The following is an 18,650-nucleotide window of genomic DNA, read 5'->3' on the forward strand; positions in this document are numbered from 1 at the left end:
CCGGCGCCCCCCCCTCCCCTCCCCGGGGTGGGGGCCCCCCGTCCGCTCGGCGGGGGGGGGGGGGGGCCCGCCCCCCCCCCCCCCCCGGGGGCGGCGGGGGCCCCCCCCCCCCCCGCGCCGCTTTCATGCCACGCGCACACCACGACAAATATGCGAGAGAGCCGGGCGAGGATTCCGGTACGGCCGGTGAATGGGAACGTAAAGCGGAATGTAAGGGGGGAGGAAGACGAACCTTCAGGATCCGAAGAACAGCAGTTCACAGCGGTAGTCGGGCTCAGAAGGAAGGAAGTAAAAAGACATACGGAATCCCTGTGAGACGGTTCTTGGAAATCTTGACCAGCGAATCCGGACGCCAATACTTGAGGGCATGACAGAAAACACCGAGGGCGTCATTTCCGAGCGCTCCACCCTCACCGAGGCCGAGAAGTCATTCGTCTACAAGATCGCCGAGCACTACCACATCACCGACGGGATGGAGTGGGAGCGCGGCTACGTCATCGGCTGGATGATCGTCTGCTTCCCCGCGAAGCAGAGCGCCGACGACATCGCCAAGGCGCTCGACATCCCGCGTGAGCCGGTGGACTGGATCGCCGACCTGCTGACCCCGCCCGGCGTCTACACCCGCGAGGAGATACCCGGCACCGACAACTACTACATCACGCTCAACGACGCCGCCTGGCCGAACGCCGTGGAGCACTCCTTCCGCCGGATCCCCGAGTTCCACACGGCCGTTCAGCACGGTCTGGAGGTGCTCAAGGACCAGCCGGAGGAGCGGGTCGAGCGCCTCAGGCGCATGGAGGAGCTGTACGGCGTCATCTCCCGCAAGCTGGAGGGCGTCTTCGATGTCTTCGACGCGCACCGCGAGAAGACGTCCGCCGCCTGACCCGGCGCTCCCTTCCCCGGCGTCCCCGGGCACCCGCCCGGGGACGCCCCGTCCATCGCCGGCCACCACCTCCAGGGACGACGGTCGCACCCCGAACCGCAGTCCGGAGAGCACCGAGGGACCATGACCAGGGAACCCCATGTCACGTTGAGCAGGACCGACGTGCACCTGTGGATCGCGTCCTCCGCAGGACCGGACGGCGAGCCCCGCAGCCTGCGCGAGCACGAATCGGTTCTCTCCCCCGAGGAGCGGAACCGGGCCGATCAGTTCTACTTCCAGCAGGACCGCGCGCAGTTCGTGATGGCCCGGTCGCTGCTGCGGCGCTGCCTGTCCCAGTACGTCGACATCGAACCGTCCGAGTGGGAATTCGAGTTCAACCGGTTCGGCAAGCCCGCCGTGCACCACCGGCTGGGCGTCGACCTCGACTTCAACCTCTCGCACTCGCGAGGAATGTGCATGCTCGGGGTCACCCGGGAGCGTCCCATCGGCGTGGACGTCGAGAAGCGTGACGCGCGGATCTCGCTCCCCGACCTGATCCATCAGGTCATGTCCGATCTCGAGATCGAGGAACTGCGCAATCTGCCCGCCCGTGCGTGGAAGAGCCGATTCCTGGACGTGTGGGTGTTCAAGGAGGCGTACGCCAAGGCGCGCGGCCAGGGCATCTCGCTGCCGCTGCGGGACATCTCCTTCCTCTTTCCCGACGGCCGTACCCCGGAGCTGGTGCTGAAGCCCTCGCTCGCGGACCGGCCCGACAACTGGCTCTACGACTTCGTCAAGGTTCCCGCCGACTTCCACGCGGCCATGTGCATCGGCCGCCGCCAGGGCGAGGAACTGCGGCTCGTCATGCGCGAGCCGAACCAGCTGTAGTACGGCACTCCCGCTCCACACACACCGTTCAGCGCGGCCCTCCCGCCCCCAGCCGGGCGAGTGTGCCGTCATCCATCCACGTCCTGGGAGGACTCCCGTGCACTCGCCCGACGGTACGCCAGGTACACGGGCCGCCCCGATTCCCGGCTCGGGACTGCGGCCAGAGGATCTCGGCAGCGCCGGTTTCCGCGCCGACCACGGAGTGGCGTACGCGTACGCCTCGGGGTCGATGTACAAAGCCATCGCCTCTGTGGAGCTGGTGGTCCGTATGGGACGGGCCGGGCTGCTCGGTTACTTCGGCGCCGGCGGCCTCACCGACGACGAGCTCGACGCGTCGCTGCGGCGCATCCGCGCGGAGCTCGGCGATCACCGTGCCTTCGGCGTGAACCTGCTCTCCTCGCGCCCGGAGCGGGAGGAACGCGCCGTCGACGTGTTCCTCTCCCACGGGGTACGGCGTATCGAGGCGGCCTCCTTCGTCCAGGTCACGCCCGCCCTCGTCCGCTACCGTCTGACCGGCGCGCGCCGCGGCCCCGACGGTGGTGTCCGCACCCCGAACCGGATCATGGCCAAGGTGTCCCGCCAGGAGGTGGCGGAGTCCTTCCTGTCCCCGCCGCCGGCCGGGATCGTCCGCGCGCTGGCCGCGTCCGGCCGTATCACGCACCAGGAGGCGGAGCTCGCGGGGGCGGTCGCCATGTGCGACGACCTGTGCGCCGAGGCCGACTCGGGCGGCCACACCGACCAGCGGCCCATGATCGCCCTGCTGCCCGCGATGCTCACGCTGCGCGAGCGGCTGGCAGGGGGTCACCCGGCCGCCGGGCGGGTGCGGATCGGCGCGGCGGGCGGTATCGGCACCCCCGAGGCAGCGGCGGCCGCGTTCGTCATGGGCGCGGACTTCGTCCTGACCGGCAGCGTCAACCAGTGCACCGTCGAGGCGGGCACGTCCGACGCCGCCAAGGACCTGCTGCAACGGGCCCAGGTGCAGGACACCGCGCTGGTGCCGGCGGGCGACATGTTCGAGATGGGCACCAAGGCCCAGGTGCTGCGCCGGGGGCTGTTCTTCCCGGCCCGCGCCAACAAGCTGTACGAGCTGTGGCTGCGGCACGGCTCGCTCGACGAACTCGATCACGACACCGCCGACCATGTACAGCGCCGCATCCTCGGCCGCTCCTTCGACGAGGTGTGGCAGGAGGTCGAGGCCCGCTACGCGGCCACCCGGCCGGCCGTCATCGAGCGCGCCGAGCAGGACCCCAAGCGCCGGATGGCCCTCATCTTCACCTGGTACTTCGCGAAGGCCACCCGTAGCGCGCTGGAGGGCGACGCCGACCAGCGCGTCGACTTCCAGATCCCGTGCGGTCCGGCCCTCGGCGCGCTCAACGAACGGCTGCGCGGCGGCCCCCGGGAGAACTGGCGCGACCGCCACCCCGACGACCTCGCCCACCTGATCATGACCGGCGCCGCGGACCTGCTGTCCCGCGCCGCCCACCTCACTCCCCTGTCCCGGCCCTTCGCCGCGGCATAGGAGGGCGCTGAAAATCTTGGCCGGGCTCCCGACGCCTGGCACGCACTCCCCCAGAGGGGGCGCCCCCAGCCGCGTTGCCGAAACGCCCCACTAGCTCCGCTACGAGGGCATCCCGGCGCCTTGCAGCTGCACGCACCAGCCGCCGCTCGCTGATCCAGCCAAGATCTTCAGCGCCCTCCTACCGATCAACGTCCCATGGGAGACCCGGACATGACGCTCATCCATGTGTTCCCCGGCCAGGGCTCGCACCGCCCCGGAATCGGCCGGGACCTGTTCCCGAAGTTCCCGCACCTGGTCCGCCAGGCCGACTCGGTGCTCGGCCGCTCCATCACGGACCTGTGCCTGAACGCCTCCGCCCAGGAGCTGACCGACACCCGCAACACCCAGACCGCGATGTACGTGGTGAACGCCCTGTCCTACCTGGACGCGGTCCGTGAGACCGGCCGGGTGCCGGACGCCGTCGCGGGACACAGCCTCGGCGAGTACGTGGCGCTGTTCGCGGCCGGCACCTTCGACTTCCTCACCGGCCTCGAAATCGTGGTGCGGCGCGGGGAGTTGATGGCGCAGGCACCCGAGGGCGGCATGGCCGCGGTCATGGGTGCCGCCGAGGAGCGCGTCCGCGAGGTGCTCGCCGAGCGCGCGCCCCGTGTCGACGTGGCCAACCTCAACGCCCCCGGGCAGACCGTGGTCTCCGGGCCGCGGGACGAGATCGCGGGACTGCGGGACGTCTTCGGCACCGAGGCGAAGGCGGTCGTACCGCTCAACGTCGGCGGGGCCTTCCACTCCCGGTACATGGCCGACGCCGCCGAGGAGTTCGGCACGTTCCTCGCCCAGTACCGGCTGGCGTCGCCGCGCATCGAGGTGATCTCGAACGTGACGGCACGGCCGTACGGCACCGACGATCCGGCGGACCTGCTGACCCGGCAGATCGCGTCGCCGGTGCGGTGGACCGAGAGCGTCGCGTATCTGCTGGACCGTCCCGAGCCGGAGTTCCGGGAGATCGGCCCCGGTCAGGTGCTGACCGGTCTCGTCGCCCAGGTCAAGGCCCACCGGCGGGCGCTGTCGCCCACCGCATGAACCCCACGAGCGAGTGAGTCGAGAGGCGATCATGGAAGACCAGACGACGCCGACCCGAGTGCGGGCCACCGCCGCCGTGGTCGAGACTTTCCGGCACGCCAGTGCCGATGACAATCCGCTGCATGTCGACGCCGGTTACGCGCGGCGCACCGCCTTCGGCGAGCCCGTCGTCTACGGGGTGCTCGGCACGCTCCTCGCCCTGTCCGGCCTCGCGCCGCGGCCCGACCGCCACCCGGTCCGGATCTCCGTACGCTTCCAGGCCCCCGTGTACGCGGACCAGGACTACACCCGCGAGGTGGCCGAGGACTCGGCGGAGCGTGCGGTGGTCCGGCTGCGGGACGGCGCACGCACCCTGCTGGAGGTGAGCGCCGAGTTCCGTGCGGGGCCCGGGCCCGACGCGGGCGCCGTACCGGACCACGGGGACGCGACCGTGCGCGAGCTGCCCCGCGACGCGGAGCTGACGGAGTTCACGGCGGGCCTGTCTCTGGGCGGCGGATACGCGCCACGCTGGGCCGGTGTCGAGCGGCTCACGGACGAACTCGGGCTGCGGGAGCGAGGGTTGGGCCCGGTTCCGGTGGGCGTGCTGGCGTGGATCAGCTATCTGGCCGGGATGGAGGCGCCCGGCCGTGCCGCGCTGCTGTCCGACTTCGACGTGACCTTCGAGGACTTCAAGGACTTCAAGGACACGGACGGCAGCGGTCCGTTCACCGCGCGAGCCGAAGTCACCGACGTACAGGAGCGGTTCCGGATGCTGCGGCTGACCGGCACCGCCGAGGCCCTGGGCGTACGGGCCGAGGCGAGCGTCCGTGCCTTCCACCGCGCGGACGTTCCGGCGGGCGACGTCGAGGCCCTCGCCTCGCTGCTGCCGGACGGCGAGCCGCTGGCCGGGCGCACCGCGCTGGTCGTCGGCGCCAGCCGCGGTCTCGGTGCCGCGGTCACCCAGGCGCTCGCGCTGCAGGGCGCCGAGGTGTACGCCGGGTTCCACCGCAGTACCGAGGACGCGGCCGCCGTGGCCGAGCGGCTCGGCGCCGCCGGTGCCCGCGTCCGTCCGGTGCCCGGTGACGCGGCCGACCCGGAGTGGACGGCCGGCGTCCTGAGGCGGATCCGCGACGAACGCGGCGGACTCGACCTGCTGGTGCTCAACGCCTGCCCCACACCGGCCGAGCTGCCCCTGGAGCCCGCCACCTCGGCCCGTGCCGCGGACCATGTGGCCCGGGCCCTGTCCCTCACCCGTGAGCCGCTCGCCGCGCTCGCGGCCGAGGTCGCCGGGCGGGGCGGCCGGGTCGTCACGGTCTCCAGCGCGTGGACGACGGACCCGCAGCCGGGCTGGTCGGCGTATGTGACGGCCAAGTTCGCCGTCGAGGGCCTGACGCGCGCGGCCGCCGTCGAGCACGCGGAGGCGTCGTGGCTGATCGCGCGCCCGCCCCGGCTGCGTACCGCTATGACCGCGACCCCGCTGGGCGGCGACCGGGGCGCGGCCGTCGAACCGGTCGCCGCGGCCCTCGCTCGCGCCGTGGCCGCAACCGCCGCACCGGGCGAGGTGCGGGTGCTGTCCTTCACGGAGGACGGCACAGCCCTGGCCCAACCCGACGACCAGGGCTCCGGCGGGCACGCCACGGACGCCCCCGGAACGGCACCCGCCGGCGCCGACGACACGCCCGTGGAAGCCGCGGACCGGCGCCCCCTCGACCTCGCCGTCGTTGCGACCTTCACCCTCGACCCGCTGCTGGAGCCGCTGCGGCACTGGTGCGACCGTCTCGGCCTCGGTCTGAACGTCAGGCCCGCCGACTACGCGCAGGTCTTCCAGGAACTCCTCTCCCCCGACGGCGTGTTCGCCTCCGTCGACCAGGGCCTGAAGGCCGTCCTGGTCCGGACCGGGGACTGGCCGGAGGGAGAGGGCGCACGGACCGCCGAGGAGTTCGCCGACGCGGTGCGCTCGCACGCCCGGCGCAGCTCCGTGCCGTTGCTGGTGCTGCTGTGCCCGCCGTCCCCCGACCACGACGCCGGCCGGGGCCGCGACGCGGAACTGACCGCCGCCGAGGAGCTGATCGTACGGTCGCTGAGCGATGTCCCGGGTGTCCATGTGCTCGGCAGGGACCGCTGGTCGGGCGGGACCGTCCCGGCCGGCGAGAGCCACTACGACGCGGCGCGCGACCAGGCCGCGCACATCCCGTTCACGCAGGAGGGCTGTGTCGCCGTGGCGGCCGGTGTGGCACGCGCCGCGCACGCCGCTCTGACCGCGCCGTCCAAGGTGATCGTGCTCGACTGCGACAACACCCTGTGGGGCGGGGTCGTCGGCGAGGACGGGCCCCACGGCGTGCGCTTGGAGGCCGCCCACCGGGCCGTTCAGGAGTGGGCCGTCGCCCGCCGGCGAGAGGGCGTGCTGATCTGCCTGGCCAGCAAGAACGAGGAGGCGGACGTCGCCGAGGTGCTGGCGGTGCGTCAGGACATGCCGCTGCGGGCCGAGCACATCACGGCGCGCCGGGTGAACTGGGAGCCGAAGGCCCTCAACATCGCGTCGCTGGCCGCCGAACTCGACCTCGGCCCGGACAGCTTCGTCTTCCTCGACGACAACCCGGTGGAGGTGGCCGCGGTCCGGGCCGCACACCCCGAGGTGCTGTCGCTGCAACTGCCCGAGGACGGCGACGCGGTGCCCGGTTTCCTGGACCGGATCTGGTCGCTGGACCGGCTCACCGTCACCGACGAGGACCGCAGGCGCGGCGACTTCTACAAGGCCCGCGGCGACCGTGACGCGATGCGCCGCGACGCGTCGTCGTTCGCCGACTTCATCAGCGGCCTCGGGCTGACGGTCGAGGTGGCGCCGCCGGTGCCGGAGCAGTACGCGCGGATGTCCCAGCTGACCTACCGCACCAACCAGTTCAACCTGTCGACGGTGCGCCGTGGCGAGCCGGAGATGCGGGTGCTGCTCGCCGACCCGAAGGTGCGCGTCCGTACCGCCCATGTGAAGGACCGCTTCGGCGACTACGGTCTGGTGGGCCTCGCCATCACCCGCGAGGACGCCGACGGGACCTCGGCCGTGCTCGACACGTTCCTGATGAGCTGCCGGGTGCTGGGACGCGGCGTCGAGCACGCCTTCCTGGCCGCGGTGGCCCGGGAGCTGAGCGAGGCGGGCGTGTCCCGTCTGGTCGCCCCGTACGCGCCCACCGAGCGCAACACTCCGGTGCGGCGGTTCTTCGACTCGGTGCTCGGCGCCTTCGGTGAGCCGGGCGAGGACGGCCGGATCGTGTACCGGGCGCCCCTCTCCGCCGTCGCCGAGGTGGCGTTCGTGCCGGAGGAGGCCCAGCCGGAGCCGGACGACAGCGCGCCGCCGAAGAAGAAGCAGGCGAGGGAGCCCTCGGAAGCGGGCGCGCGCGATGCCGTACGCCGCCGGGCCCTGGTCGACCTCGCGCAGGACACCGACCCCCTGGCGACCGTGCTGCGGGCGACTCGTCCCTCCGCCCGGCTCGCCGCCCCGGTCGCGCCGGACCCCGCGGCGGAGCCGGTGCCGTCCGCGACGGGCGGCCTGGCCGAGGCGCGCGAAGCGGTGTGCTCGGTCGTCGCGGACGTCCTGGGGCTGCCCCGCGCCGACATCGGTCCCCACACTCCGCTCGAAGCGATCCGGATGACGTCCCTCGCCGTGGTGGACGCGGTCATCCGGCTGGAGAAACGGTACGGGCGGCTGTCCAAGACGCTGTTCTTCGAGCACCGCACACTGGGAGACATCGCCGCGGCACTCGCCGTCGAGGAGCCGGCCGAGCCCGGCACGGCCGGCCCGGTGACCGCGCGGGAGCCCCGCCCCGCGCCCGTCGCCGAAAACACCGTACCCACTGAAGATGCCGCAAACGCCGTACGGCAGAGCGGCGCACCGCCCGCCGCCACGCCGGAGCCGCCGGCCGTGCCCGTGCCCCACGGGGACCCGATCGCCGTCGTCGGACTCGCCGGGCACTACCCGGGCGCCGAGAGCCTGGACGAGCTGTGGCAGAACGTGCTGGACGGCCGCAGCGCCGCCCGCCCCGTACCGTCCGACCGCTGGGACCACAGCGCGGTGTACGCGCCCGAGGGCGGTCAGGGGCGCACGTACAGCGGTATCGGCGCGTTCCTGGACGGGGTCGCCGACTTCGACTCGCTGTACTTCGGCATCGCTCCGCGCGACGCCGAGCAGATGGACCCGCAGCAGCGGCTGTTCCTGCGGACGGCGGTGGAGGCCGTGCAGGACGCCGGGTACGACCGGCACACGCTCGGCCGGGACGTGGGCGTCTACGTCGGCGCGATGGCCGACGACTACCGCACCTTCAGCGCGAACGGAGCGGCCACCGGTCACTCGCCCTACCCGTACGCCGACAACTACGCGATCGCCAACCGGGTCTCGTACTTCCTGGACCTGACCGGGCCCAGCATGGTCGTCGACACCGCGTGCTCCGCCTCGGGCGTGGCCGTGCACCTGGCGTGCGAGGCCGTCCGGCGGGGTGAGGTGTCGGCCGCGATCGCGGGCGGCGTGAACCTGGTGCTGCACCCGGTGCGCCACATCCAGTACGCGCAGATGGGCATGTTGTCGAAGACCGGCGTGTGCCGTCCGTTCGCGGAGGGCGCCGACGGGTTCGTCATGGGCGAGGGCGCGGGCGCGGTGCTGCTCAAGCCGCTGTCGAAGGCCCTCGCCGACGGCGATCACGTCTACGGGCTGATCCGCGGCACCGCCGTCAACTCCGGGGGCCGCACCAGTGGGTTCACCGTGCCCAGTCCCGAGGCGCAGGCGGCGCTGGTGTCGTCGGCGCTGCGCGGCGCGGGGGTGGACCCGGCCACCGTCGGCTATGTGGAGGCGCACGGCAGCGGCACCTCGCTGGGCGACCCGATCGAAGTACGGGCGCTGACGCGGGCGTTCGGTGCCCGGGAGCGGGCCGGCAGCTGCGCGCTGGGCAGTGTGAAGGCGAACATCGGGCATCTCGAACCCGCCGCCGGAATCGCCGGGCTGACGAAGGTGCTGCTGCAGCTCAAGCACCGCACGCTGCCGCCCACGCCGCACGCCGGCACTCCCAATCCGTTCGTCGAGCTGGACGGCAGCCCCTTCCGCCTGCAGGACACCGCGGCGCCCTGGGAGCCGGTGGGCGCGGAGGCCGACGGCAGCGCCCCTCCGCTGCGGGCGGGAGTGAGCTCCTTCGGCGCCGGCGGGGTCAACGCGCACCTGGTCGTCGAGGCCTGTGAGAGGCCGTCCACAGAAGAAGAGGAGGAGGACGCGGTGCGTGCCGAGCTGTATGTGCTGTCGGCCCGGACCGATGAGCAACTGCGGTCCACGGCGAGGAGGCTGGCGGTTCACCTGCGGGGTCCGGGGCGGGCCGCTCGCCTCGCCGACGTGGCGCACACGCTACGGGTGGGCCGCGAGGCCCTGGAGGTGCGGGCGGCGTTCACCGCGCGGGGACGCGAGGAGCTGCTGGGCACGCTGGACCGGATCGCGGAGGGCACCGAGGACGGCTCCGCCGCCGTGCATTCCGGGCGGCTGGTGCGCGGCGGGCCGCTGGCCGGGCTCTTCGAGGACCTCACCGGCGGGCAGGACTTCCTGTCGTCGCTGGCCGCGCGGGGCGAACTCGGCATGCTGGCCCGGCTGTGGGTGCAAGGGGCCGACCTCGACTGGACGGCCCTGCTGCCCGCCGCCCGGCGCACCCCGCTGCCGGCCTACCCGTTCGAGCGGGTGCCCTACTGGCTGCCGTCGACCGCGTTGAGCGTCACCAGCCCCCAGGCGCCCGCCGCCGACCCGGAGCCGGCCGGGGCCGCGCCCGAGACCGCCGCCGTGTGGACCCCGTACTGGGAGACCGCCGCCGGGCGGACCGTCACCGAAGGCACGGCCGCACCGCGCACCGTGCTCGTCCTCGACAGGCCGGACACCCCGCCCGCCGCCGACCCGGACGGGGAGCGGCCGTGGCTGAGCCTGCGCGCGGTGGAGTGCGCCCCCGGCCAGGTGCCCGAGGAACAGCCCGGCACCGTGGTGCGGCGAGGCAACGCCGACGATCTGCGTTCCCTGCTGGAGCGGTCGGGTGCCGAAGGCCCCGTGGTCCTGATCGACCGGCGCGGGCTCTCGGGCTCCGCGGACGGCCCGCAGGACGCGGCCGCCGTCGCGGAGCGGCTCCCGGCCGACCTGGGACGCGCCGTCTCGGTCGGGGCGCTGCCCCCGTTGACGTACGTACAGGTCGTCCCGGCCGGATGTGACGACCCGGTGGAGGCCGCGGTCGCCGCCTTCGGGCGTGCGGTGGCCCGGGAGACGAGCCGCTACCGGCACATCCGCGTCGAACTGGCCGACGGGGCCGACCCGTCCCTGTCCGCCCTGGTCGCGGAGGCGGACAGCGCCGACACCGAGATACGCCTCGGACGCGACGGACGCCGGGTGCTGCGGTTCGCCGACGGCGCCCCGGCCGGTGACGGCGGCGGGCCGGGCTTCACCGAGGGCGGGCACCACGTGGTCACCGGCGGTGCGGGCGGGATCGGCCGCCTCGTCGCGGTCCACCTGGCCGAACAGTACGGCGCGAAGGTCACGTTGATCGGCCGTTCCGCGCCGGGCCCCGAGCACGAGCGGTTCTGCTCGCAGCTGCGTTCCCTGGGCGGCGACGGACTCTACGTACAGGCGGATGTGACCGACCGGTCCGCGCTGGACGTGGCGCTGCGCACGGCCCGTTCCCGGTTCGGCGCCCTGAGCGGTGTGCTGCACGCCGCCGGGCTCATCGACGACGCGCTGCTGCAGGACAAGCCCGACGAGTCGATCGCCCGGGTGCTGGCGCCCAAGACCACCGGTACGGCACTGCTCGACGAGCTGACGGCCGACGACAGGCTCGGCGTGTTCGTCCTGTTCTCCTCCGTCGTCGGCACCGTCGGCAACACGGGGCAGTGCGACTACGCCGCGGCCAACGCCTACCTCGACGCCTGCGCCGTACGCCGGGAGAAGCGGGTCGCGGAGGGTACGCGCAGCGGGCGCACCGTGTCCCTGGCCTGGCCGCTGTGGTCCGAGGGCGGCATGCGGCTGGACGCCGAGGCCGCCGCCATGGCGGTCACGGCGATCGGCCTGGTGCCGATCGGCACGCCGGAGGCCATGCGGGTCCTGGAGGACGCGGTACGGTCGCGCGAGCCGCGCCTGTACGTCTCCTGCGCCGGGACCGACCGCACCCGGGCGGTGCTCGCCCGCGCGGGACTGGGCACCGTCCAGGACGGCGGGCCGCTGGAGGCGCCCGGCGGCCGTGCGGCGGACGCCGGGGCCGAACCGGGCCCCGCGGTGATCCGCGACCTGGTCGTCGCCCGCGTCGCCGAGGTCGCCGGCACCACGCCCGAGCGCATCGACGCGGCCACCGAACTCGGCGCGTACGGCTTCAACTCGGTCCTGCTGACCACTCTCGCCAACCGCCTCAACGACACGTTCGGCCTGGCCCTGACCCCCGTGACGTTCTACGAGTTCCCGACGGCCGACGCGATCACCCGGCACCTGGTGGAACGGCACGGCGCGAGCGTGCGCGCGGCCCTGGGCGCGACGGGGTCCGGCGCCCCGGGGACACCGGAGACACCGGAGACACCGGAGACACCGGAAGCACCAGAAACAAAGGAGACACCGGAGGCACCAGCGGAGCCGGTGACGGCCTCCCCCGCCGCCGCGGAGCCCCTGACCGCGGACGATGCGCCGGAGCGGAGTCCGGTGCCGGTGGCCGGCGGCGCCGATGAGCACGAGGCGATCGCCGTGGTCGGTCTCGCCGGACGGTTCCCCGGAGCGCCGGACGCCGAGACGTTCTGGCGGAACCTGCTCGCCGGACGGGACCTGGTCACCGAGGTTCCGGCGGAGCGCTGGGACTGGCAGGCGTACGACGGCGACCCGCGCCGCGAACCCGGTACCACCGACTGCAGGGCGGGCGGGTTCCTCGACTCCGTGACGGCGTTCGACGCCGCGCACTTCTCGCTGTCGCCACGCGAGGCGTCGCTGATGGACCCGCAGCAGCGGCTGTTCCTGGAGACCTGCTGGCACACCCTGGAGGACGCCGGGTACGACCCGAAGTCCTTCGCCGGGACCCGCACGGGCGTCTTCGCCGGAGCGACCCTGCACGACTACCTGGACGTGCTGCGCGAGCACGGCACCGACGTGGCCGGGCACACCGTCACCGGCAACGTGCACGCCATCGTCGCGAACCGGGTGTCGTACCTGCTGGACCTGCGCGGGCCCAGCGAGACCGTCGACACCGCGTGCTCCAGTTCGCTGGTCGCCCTGCACCGGGCGCTCACGGCCCTGCGGGCGGGCGAGTGCGACGCCGCCCTGGTCGGCGGGGTCAACGTCGTGATGACACCGACCTGGTACGTCTCGCTCAGCCGTGGCGGCATGCTGTCGGCGGGCGGGCGCTGCCACACCTTCGACAGCCGCGCCGACGGCTATGTGCGGGCGGAGGGGGTCGGGGCCGTCCTGCTCAAGCCGCTGGCACGGGCACTCGCCGACGGCGACACGGTGCGCGCGGTGGTGCGCGGTTCCGCGGTCGGCCACGGCGGCCGGGCGCACTCGCTGACCGCGCCCACACCGCGCGGCCAGGCCGACACCATCGTGGCCGCGCTGCGCGACGCGGGGGTCGGCCCGGCGTCCGTGGGCTACATCGAGTCCCACGGCACCGGCACCAAGCTGGGTGACCCGATCGAGATCCAGGGCCTCAAGCAGGCGTTCGAGCGGGCGGCCGGCGACCGTCCGGTGCCGGAGGGTTCCACCGTCCTCGGCGCGCTCAAGGCGTCCGTCGGGCATCTGGAGAGCGCGGCGGGCGTCGCGGGGCTGATCTCGGCCGTGCACGCCCTGCGGGACCGCGCCCTGCCGCCGGTGACTGGTCTCGCCGACCTCAACCCCTATCTGGAACTGGAGGGTTCGCCGTTCCGGGTGCTGCGCGAGGCGCGGCCGTGGACGGCTCCGGCGGAGGGGACGCCGCTGCGCGCGGGGGTGAGTTCCTTCGGCTTCGGCGGCGTCAACGCCCATGTCGTCCTGGAGGAGCCGCCCGCGCGGACCGAGCCGGCGGCGGACGAGGAGAGCCCCCAGGTGGTCGTCCTCTCCGCCCGGACCCGCGACCAGCTGCGCGCCTACGCCAGCGGGCTGCGCGCCTACGCCGCCGACGCGGACGTACGCCTCGGCGACCTGGCATGGACGTCCCAGACCGGCCGGACACCGCTGGCCGAGCGCCTGGCCCTGGTCGCCTCCTCGCTCCCCGAACTGCGCGAGCGCCTCGACGCGTATCTCGGCGACACCGGCGAGGCGGGCACCCCGGGGGTGCACCTCGGCGGCCCGCACCGGGCTCCCTCCTCCGGTCCGGCCGCCCGCCCCACGGACCCGGCGGACGCCGCGGCCCGCTGGACGGCGGGCGATCCGGTGGACTGGACCGTCCTGCACACCGCACCGCGACGCCGGATTCCCTTCCCCGGCTACCCGTTCGACCACAGCACCGAGTTCGGGCCGTCCGGCGTACCGGCCAGGGCCGCACGGAGCACGGGAACAGGAACGGGAACGGGAACGGGAACGGCCGAGCCGGCGAAGGCGAAGGCGAAGTCACCCCTGTCCCCGCCCGAGCCCGCCGCGCTCGCCGCATCCGCGACCGCGCCGGTCGACGACAGTGAGCCGGTCGTCCCGGCCCTGCTGACCCGGGACTGGGTACGCGCCCCGCTGCCGGTCCCGCCCGAGCCCGACCGCAGGCCCCTCGGTGTGCTGATCGTCGGCGCCCGGGACTCGCTCGGCTTCGCCGAGGCCGCCGCTCACGCCGCGGGCGCGGACAAGAGCGGCTGGGTCCTGGTCCGCGAGCGCAGTCTGCTGCCGCACCTGGGGCCGGACGAGTACGACGTCGACCTGGCCGACCACGCGGCGGGGCACACCCTGGCCGAGCGACTCTACGAGCGTTACGGGCAGTTGGACGCGGTGGTGGACCTGACGGATCTGTCCGCCGGACGCGCCGCCGAGGCCGGTACGGCACTGGCACGGGAGGCGGCCCGCATCGGTCTGCTGCAGGAGCTGGTGCGCCGGGCCACCGCGGCGGGACACGAGCTGGCCGTTCTGCAGGTGACGCGGGGCCGGCAGCCGCTGGGCCACGCCCGACCGCACGCCGGGGGCGCCGCGATGGCCGGGCTGGTGCGGGCCGTGGGCGCCGAGTACCGGGCGGTACGCTCCGCGTCCGTCGACCTGGACCCGGAGACCACGGCACCCGACGAGGTGCTCGCCGCCCTGCGCGGTGAACTGGCGGCGGCTTCGGGATCACCGGCCGAGGTGTGCCTGCGTGGCACCGGCCGATGGGTTCCGGGACCGCTGCGCACCCTGGCCGCTCCGCGGACTCGGCCGTCGCTCGACCCTGACCGCACCTATCTGGTGACGGGCGGCACCGCCGGGCTCGGTCTCGCGGCCGCGCTCCGGCTGGCCGAACTGGGCGCTCGCAAGCTGGCGTTGCTCGGCCGGCGCCCACTGCCGCCCCGTGCCGTATGGCAGCGGAGCGTCACCGCCGAGGACGCGGGTGACGCGCGGACCGCCGAACTGGCGCGAGCGGTCGCCGTTCTCGAAGCTCGCGGTGTGCGGGTCGAGATCCACACCGGCCGGCTGACGGACCGCGAGGCGCTGAGCTCGTTCCTGGAGCGGGTACGGGACGAACTCGGCTCCGTCGCCGGGGTGTTGCACTGCGCCGGCTCCGTCGACCGCCGCCACCCGGCGTTCGTGCGCCGCTCCCCCGACGCCATCGCGACGACCTGGGAACCCAAGATCGCCGGGCTCCATGTGCTGGACGAGCTCATCAGGGCCGACCGCCCCGACTTCTTCGTCCTGTACTCGTCGGTCTCCGGAGTGCTGCCGCACCTGGGTGTCGGACTCGGCGACTACGCCGCGGCCAACGCCCACCTGGAGGCCTACGCGGCCGAACGCAACGCGGCCGAGGGCCCGGACGGCACCCGCTACCTCTCCATCGCCTGGGGCAGCTGGACCGGGCTCGGCATGGGCGAGGTCACGGCGGACGCCTATCGGACGGCGGGCTTCGGAGCGCTGACCCGCGACGCCGGGCTGAGCCTGCTGGAGCAGGTGATCGCGGGCCGCGTCGAGGGCGCGGTCGCCGCCGCGGTACGCCCGGGGGGCTTCCCCGCGGCGCCCGGTGCCCAGACGGCCGGCCCCGGCCCGGCCGGTTCGTCCGGCGGCCATCACGCACCGGAACACGACCCCGGCTCTCTTCAGAGCCGTACCGACGACGACCGGACCGACGACCACCGGACCGGCAACGACCGGACCAACAACGACCCGACCGACAACGACCGGACCGACGACGACCGAACCGACGAGACGAAGGAGCTGCAGGTGACGACCACGGACGGCGCCCAGGGCGCGGCCGTCAGGGCGGCGGTCGAGGAGTTCGTCCTCGACCTCATGGCGCGGGAACTCATGCTGCCGAAGGACGCGGTGACCGCCGACGCCTCCTTCGCCGACCTGGGCGTGGACTCGATCCTCATCGCCGGGATGGTGGGCAGGCTGGAGGAGCTGACGGACGCTCCGCTGGATCCGTCGGTGGTACTGGAGAACCCGACGGCCGCGCGACTCGCCGACTTCCTGACGAGCCAGTACCCCCAGGGTGTCGAGCGGTGGGCCGGCCGCGACACCGGCCGGGCCACGCGGGCCACGGCCGGCCCGGCCGTCGAGACGGAGCCGCCGACGGGCCCCCGGAACACCGGGACGGTCCCCGGGCCGCGGCCGCTCGCCGTGATCGGCATGGCCGGCCGCTTCCCGGGAGCCCCGGACACGGACGCGTTCTGGAAGCTGGTGGCCGAAGGCCGCAGCGCGATCCGGGAGGTGCCCGAGTCCCGGTGGAGCACCGACGCGCTGTACGCGCCGGAGAAACGGCCGGGTCGCTCGATCTCCCGGTGGGGCGGCTTCCTCGACGGAATCGAGAACTTCGATCCGGAGCCGTTCGGGATCGCGCCGGAGGACGCCTCGCACGTCGACCCGCTGATCCGGCTGGTCCTGGAGTGCGCCGAGCAGACCTTCCGGGACGCCGGGTACGAGCGGCACGAGCTCGCGGGAACCCGTACGGGCGTGTTCGCGGCGGCCCAGACCGGCGCGTACGCGGCCCGGATCCGTACCCCGCACCGCAACACCGTGACCGGCCTCAACCAGAACTTCGTCGCCGCCCATCTCGCCCAGGTCTACGATCTGCGCGGCCCGCACCTCGTGATCGACACCGCGTGCTCGTCCTCACTGGCCGCGCTGTCCATGGCGGAGCAGTCGCTGCGGCTCGGGGAGTGCGACACGGCGCTGGTCGCGGCGGCGGACCTGCTGCTGGACGAGATGCCGTACCTGAAGCTGAGCGCGTCCGGGGCGCTGTCGCCGGACGGCGCGTGCCGGGTCTTCGACTCGCGCGCCAACGGCCTGGTGCTCGGCGAGGGGGCGGGCGCCCTGCTGCTGAAGCCGCTCGACGCGGCGCTCGCCGACGGCGACCGGGTGTACGCCGTGCTGGAGTCGGTCGCCGTGAACAACGACGGCCGCACGATGGGCCTGACCACACCCAACCCGGACGCCCAGCAGGAAGTCGTGAGCCGGGCACAGCGGCTGGCCGGGGTGGACCCGACGGGCATCGGCTACATCGAGGCACACGGCACCGGCACGATGATCGGCGACCCGATGGAACTGCGCGCCCTGACCCGTGCCTTCGGGGACGCGGGCGGCAGGACGGGCTACTGCGCGGTGGGCAGCGTGAAGTCCAACATCGGGCACACGCTGATGGCCGCCGGGATGGCCGGACTGCACAAGGTCGTCCTGGCGCTCAGGCACCACGGGATTCCGCCCACCCTGCACTGCGAGACGCCCAACCCCCGCTTCAACTTCGCCCGGTCGCCGTTCTACCCGAACACCGAGCTGCGCGACTTCGCGCCGATCGACAGGGTGCGCCGGGCCGGCATCAGCGCGTTCGGCTTCGGCGGCGTCAACTGCCACGCGATCCTGCGTGAGCCCACGACCGCGGAGCTCGCCGCCCGCCCGGCCGAGCGCGCCAGTCTGCCGCCGGCCGTCTTCCGCCGCGTCCGCCACTGGGTGGAGCGGGACACGGCGCCCGTCTCCGTCCCCGCGACCGCCGCCCCCGTCATGCCCGTCCCGCCCGTCCCGCCCGCGCCCGTCGCGCATACCACGCACGCTGCCGCCGGCCGCCCGATCCTGCCGCTCGAGGAGCTGAACTGACGATGTCCGACACCCATCGGTCCTTTGACGCGGAGACCGCGCTGCGCTCGCTCGCCGGGCACCGCTTCGCCACCCGGGTGACCGCCCAGGACGCGGCCGTACGCGACCACCTCGTCCACCACACCCCGGTACTGCCCGGCGTCTTCCACCTCGACCTGGTGATGCGGCTCGTCCGCCGTCTCGGCGTCGATCCCGCCTCCGTGGAGCTCAGGCGCTGTGTGTTCATCCGGCCCCTGATCGCCGTCGGCGACCTCGACCGCCAGCTGGAGGTGACGGTCGGGGAACCCTCGGCACGCGGCGGAGTCCCGGTCACCGTACGCAGCCGTCCACTGCTCGGCGGCGAGGTCGCCGACGAGGAGTGGCAGACCAACTTCCAGACGGAGATCCACGCGGTGGGGCCCTGGCTGCCGCAGCCGGTGCCCTCGGGGCGGCTGGAGGCCGCCTCCGGCCCGGACTCGCTCGACGCGGACGACCTGTACGCGCTGGCCCGTCAACTCGACATCGAGCACGGCCCGTTCATGAAGGTTCAGGGCCGAGTCGGCGCCGGTGCCGACTTCTCGGTCGCCGACGTGCATCTCGACCCGAGCGCGGTCGAGCAACTCGGGCACTTCTTCGTGCACCCCGTCTTCATGGACTTCTCGGTGCTCGTGCCCTTCCTGCAGTTCCCCGAGCCGGTGCGGCGCGGCATCGTCCAGCCGTTCATCCCGATCTACGTCGACTCGTTCCGGGCCCGCCGCCCGCTCCAGGAGCGCACCCTGGTGCACTCGCCGCGGCTGGCCGACCTGCACGTGGACGACAGCACCCAGGCCGTCGTGGCGGACATCGACCTGTGCACCGAGGACGGCGAGGTCGCGGTGCGGCTGAGCGGCTACCGGGCCAAGCGGGTGCGGACGACGGAGGACATCCGCAAGCACGCGCAGGAGGGCGAGCGGCTGGCCGCCGCGCGGGCCGACAGGTCCACGGCGCCGGCCCCGTCACCGACCCCGTCACCGGTCGTGGCGCCCCCGGCCCCGACCGCCACGCCTGCCCCGGGCCAGGACCTGACGGCACTCGTCACCCAGCTCATCACCGAACAGACCGGCAAACCCACCACCGACATCCACCCCGACCAAGGCTTCTACGACGAA

The 18,650-nt window shown here is 73.7% G+C and carries 6 protein-coding genes; all 6 read left to right on the forward strand.

Going from position 1 to position 18,650, the window contains the following annotated elements:
* Window positions 1–367: 367 nt before the first annotated feature.
* Window positions 368–883, forward strand: a complete 516-nt coding sequence (locus ACWD3C_RS35655) for a hypothetical protein (protein ID WP_451150561.1) — start codon at window positions 368–370, stop codon at window positions 881–883.
* Window positions 884–1,006: 123 nt separating this feature from the next.
* Window positions 1,007–1,750, forward strand: a complete 744-nt coding sequence (locus tag ACWD3C_RS35660; protein WP_451150563.1) for a 4'-phosphopantetheinyl transferase family protein — start codon at window positions 1,007–1,009, stop codon at window positions 1,748–1,750.
* A 97-nt stretch (window positions 1,751–1,847) separates the two neighbouring features.
* Window positions 1,848–3,269: a PfaD family polyunsaturated fatty acid/polyketide biosynthesis protein gene (locus tag ACWD3C_RS35665; protein ID WP_451150565.1), complete on the forward strand. Its 1,422-nt coding sequence runs from the start codon at window positions 1,848–1,850 to the stop codon at window positions 3,267–3,269.
* Between the two features lie 210 nt (window positions 3,270–3,479).
* Window positions 3,480–4,346 carry an ACP S-malonyltransferase gene (fabD, locus tag ACWD3C_RS35670; protein WP_451150567.1) on the forward strand — a complete coding sequence of 289 codons (867 nt, stop codon included), beginning with the start codon at window positions 3,480–3,482 and terminating at the stop codon, window positions 4,344–4,346.
* A 31-nt stretch (window positions 4,347–4,377) separates the two neighbouring features.
* On the forward strand, window positions 4,378–17,523 hold the full coding sequence (locus tag ACWD3C_RS35675; protein WP_451150569.1) for an SDR family NAD(P)-dependent oxidoreductase: 13,146 nt from the start codon (window positions 4,378–4,380) through the stop codon (window positions 17,521–17,523).
* A gap of 2 nt (window positions 17,524–17,525) precedes the next feature.
* Window positions 17,526–18,650, forward strand: a 1,125-nt coding sequence (locus ACWD3C_RS35680; RefSeq protein WP_451150571.1) for a polyketide synthase dehydratase domain-containing protein, incomplete at its 3' end; no start/stop codon positions are given.

It is taken from the genome of Streptomyces sp. NPDC002845 (assembly GCF_053591955.1).

Excerpts from the sequence above, each read along its gene's own strand:
- ACWD3C_RS35675 (WP_451150569.1), top strand. The coding sequence starts at position 4,378 with ATGGAAGACCAGACGACGCCGACCCGAGTGCGGGCCACCGCCGCCGTG.
- fabD (WP_451150567.1), top strand. The coding sequence starts at position 3,480 with ATGACGCTCATCCATGTGTTCCCCGGCCAGGGCTCGCACCGCCCCGGA.
- ACWD3C_RS35660 (WP_451150563.1), top strand. The coding sequence starts at position 1,007 with ATGACCAGGGAACCCCATGTCACGTTGAGCAGGACCGACGTGCACCTG.
- ACWD3C_RS35655 (WP_451150561.1), top strand. The coding sequence starts at position 368 with ATGACAGAAAACACCGAGGGCGTCATTTCCGAGCGCTCCACCCTCACC.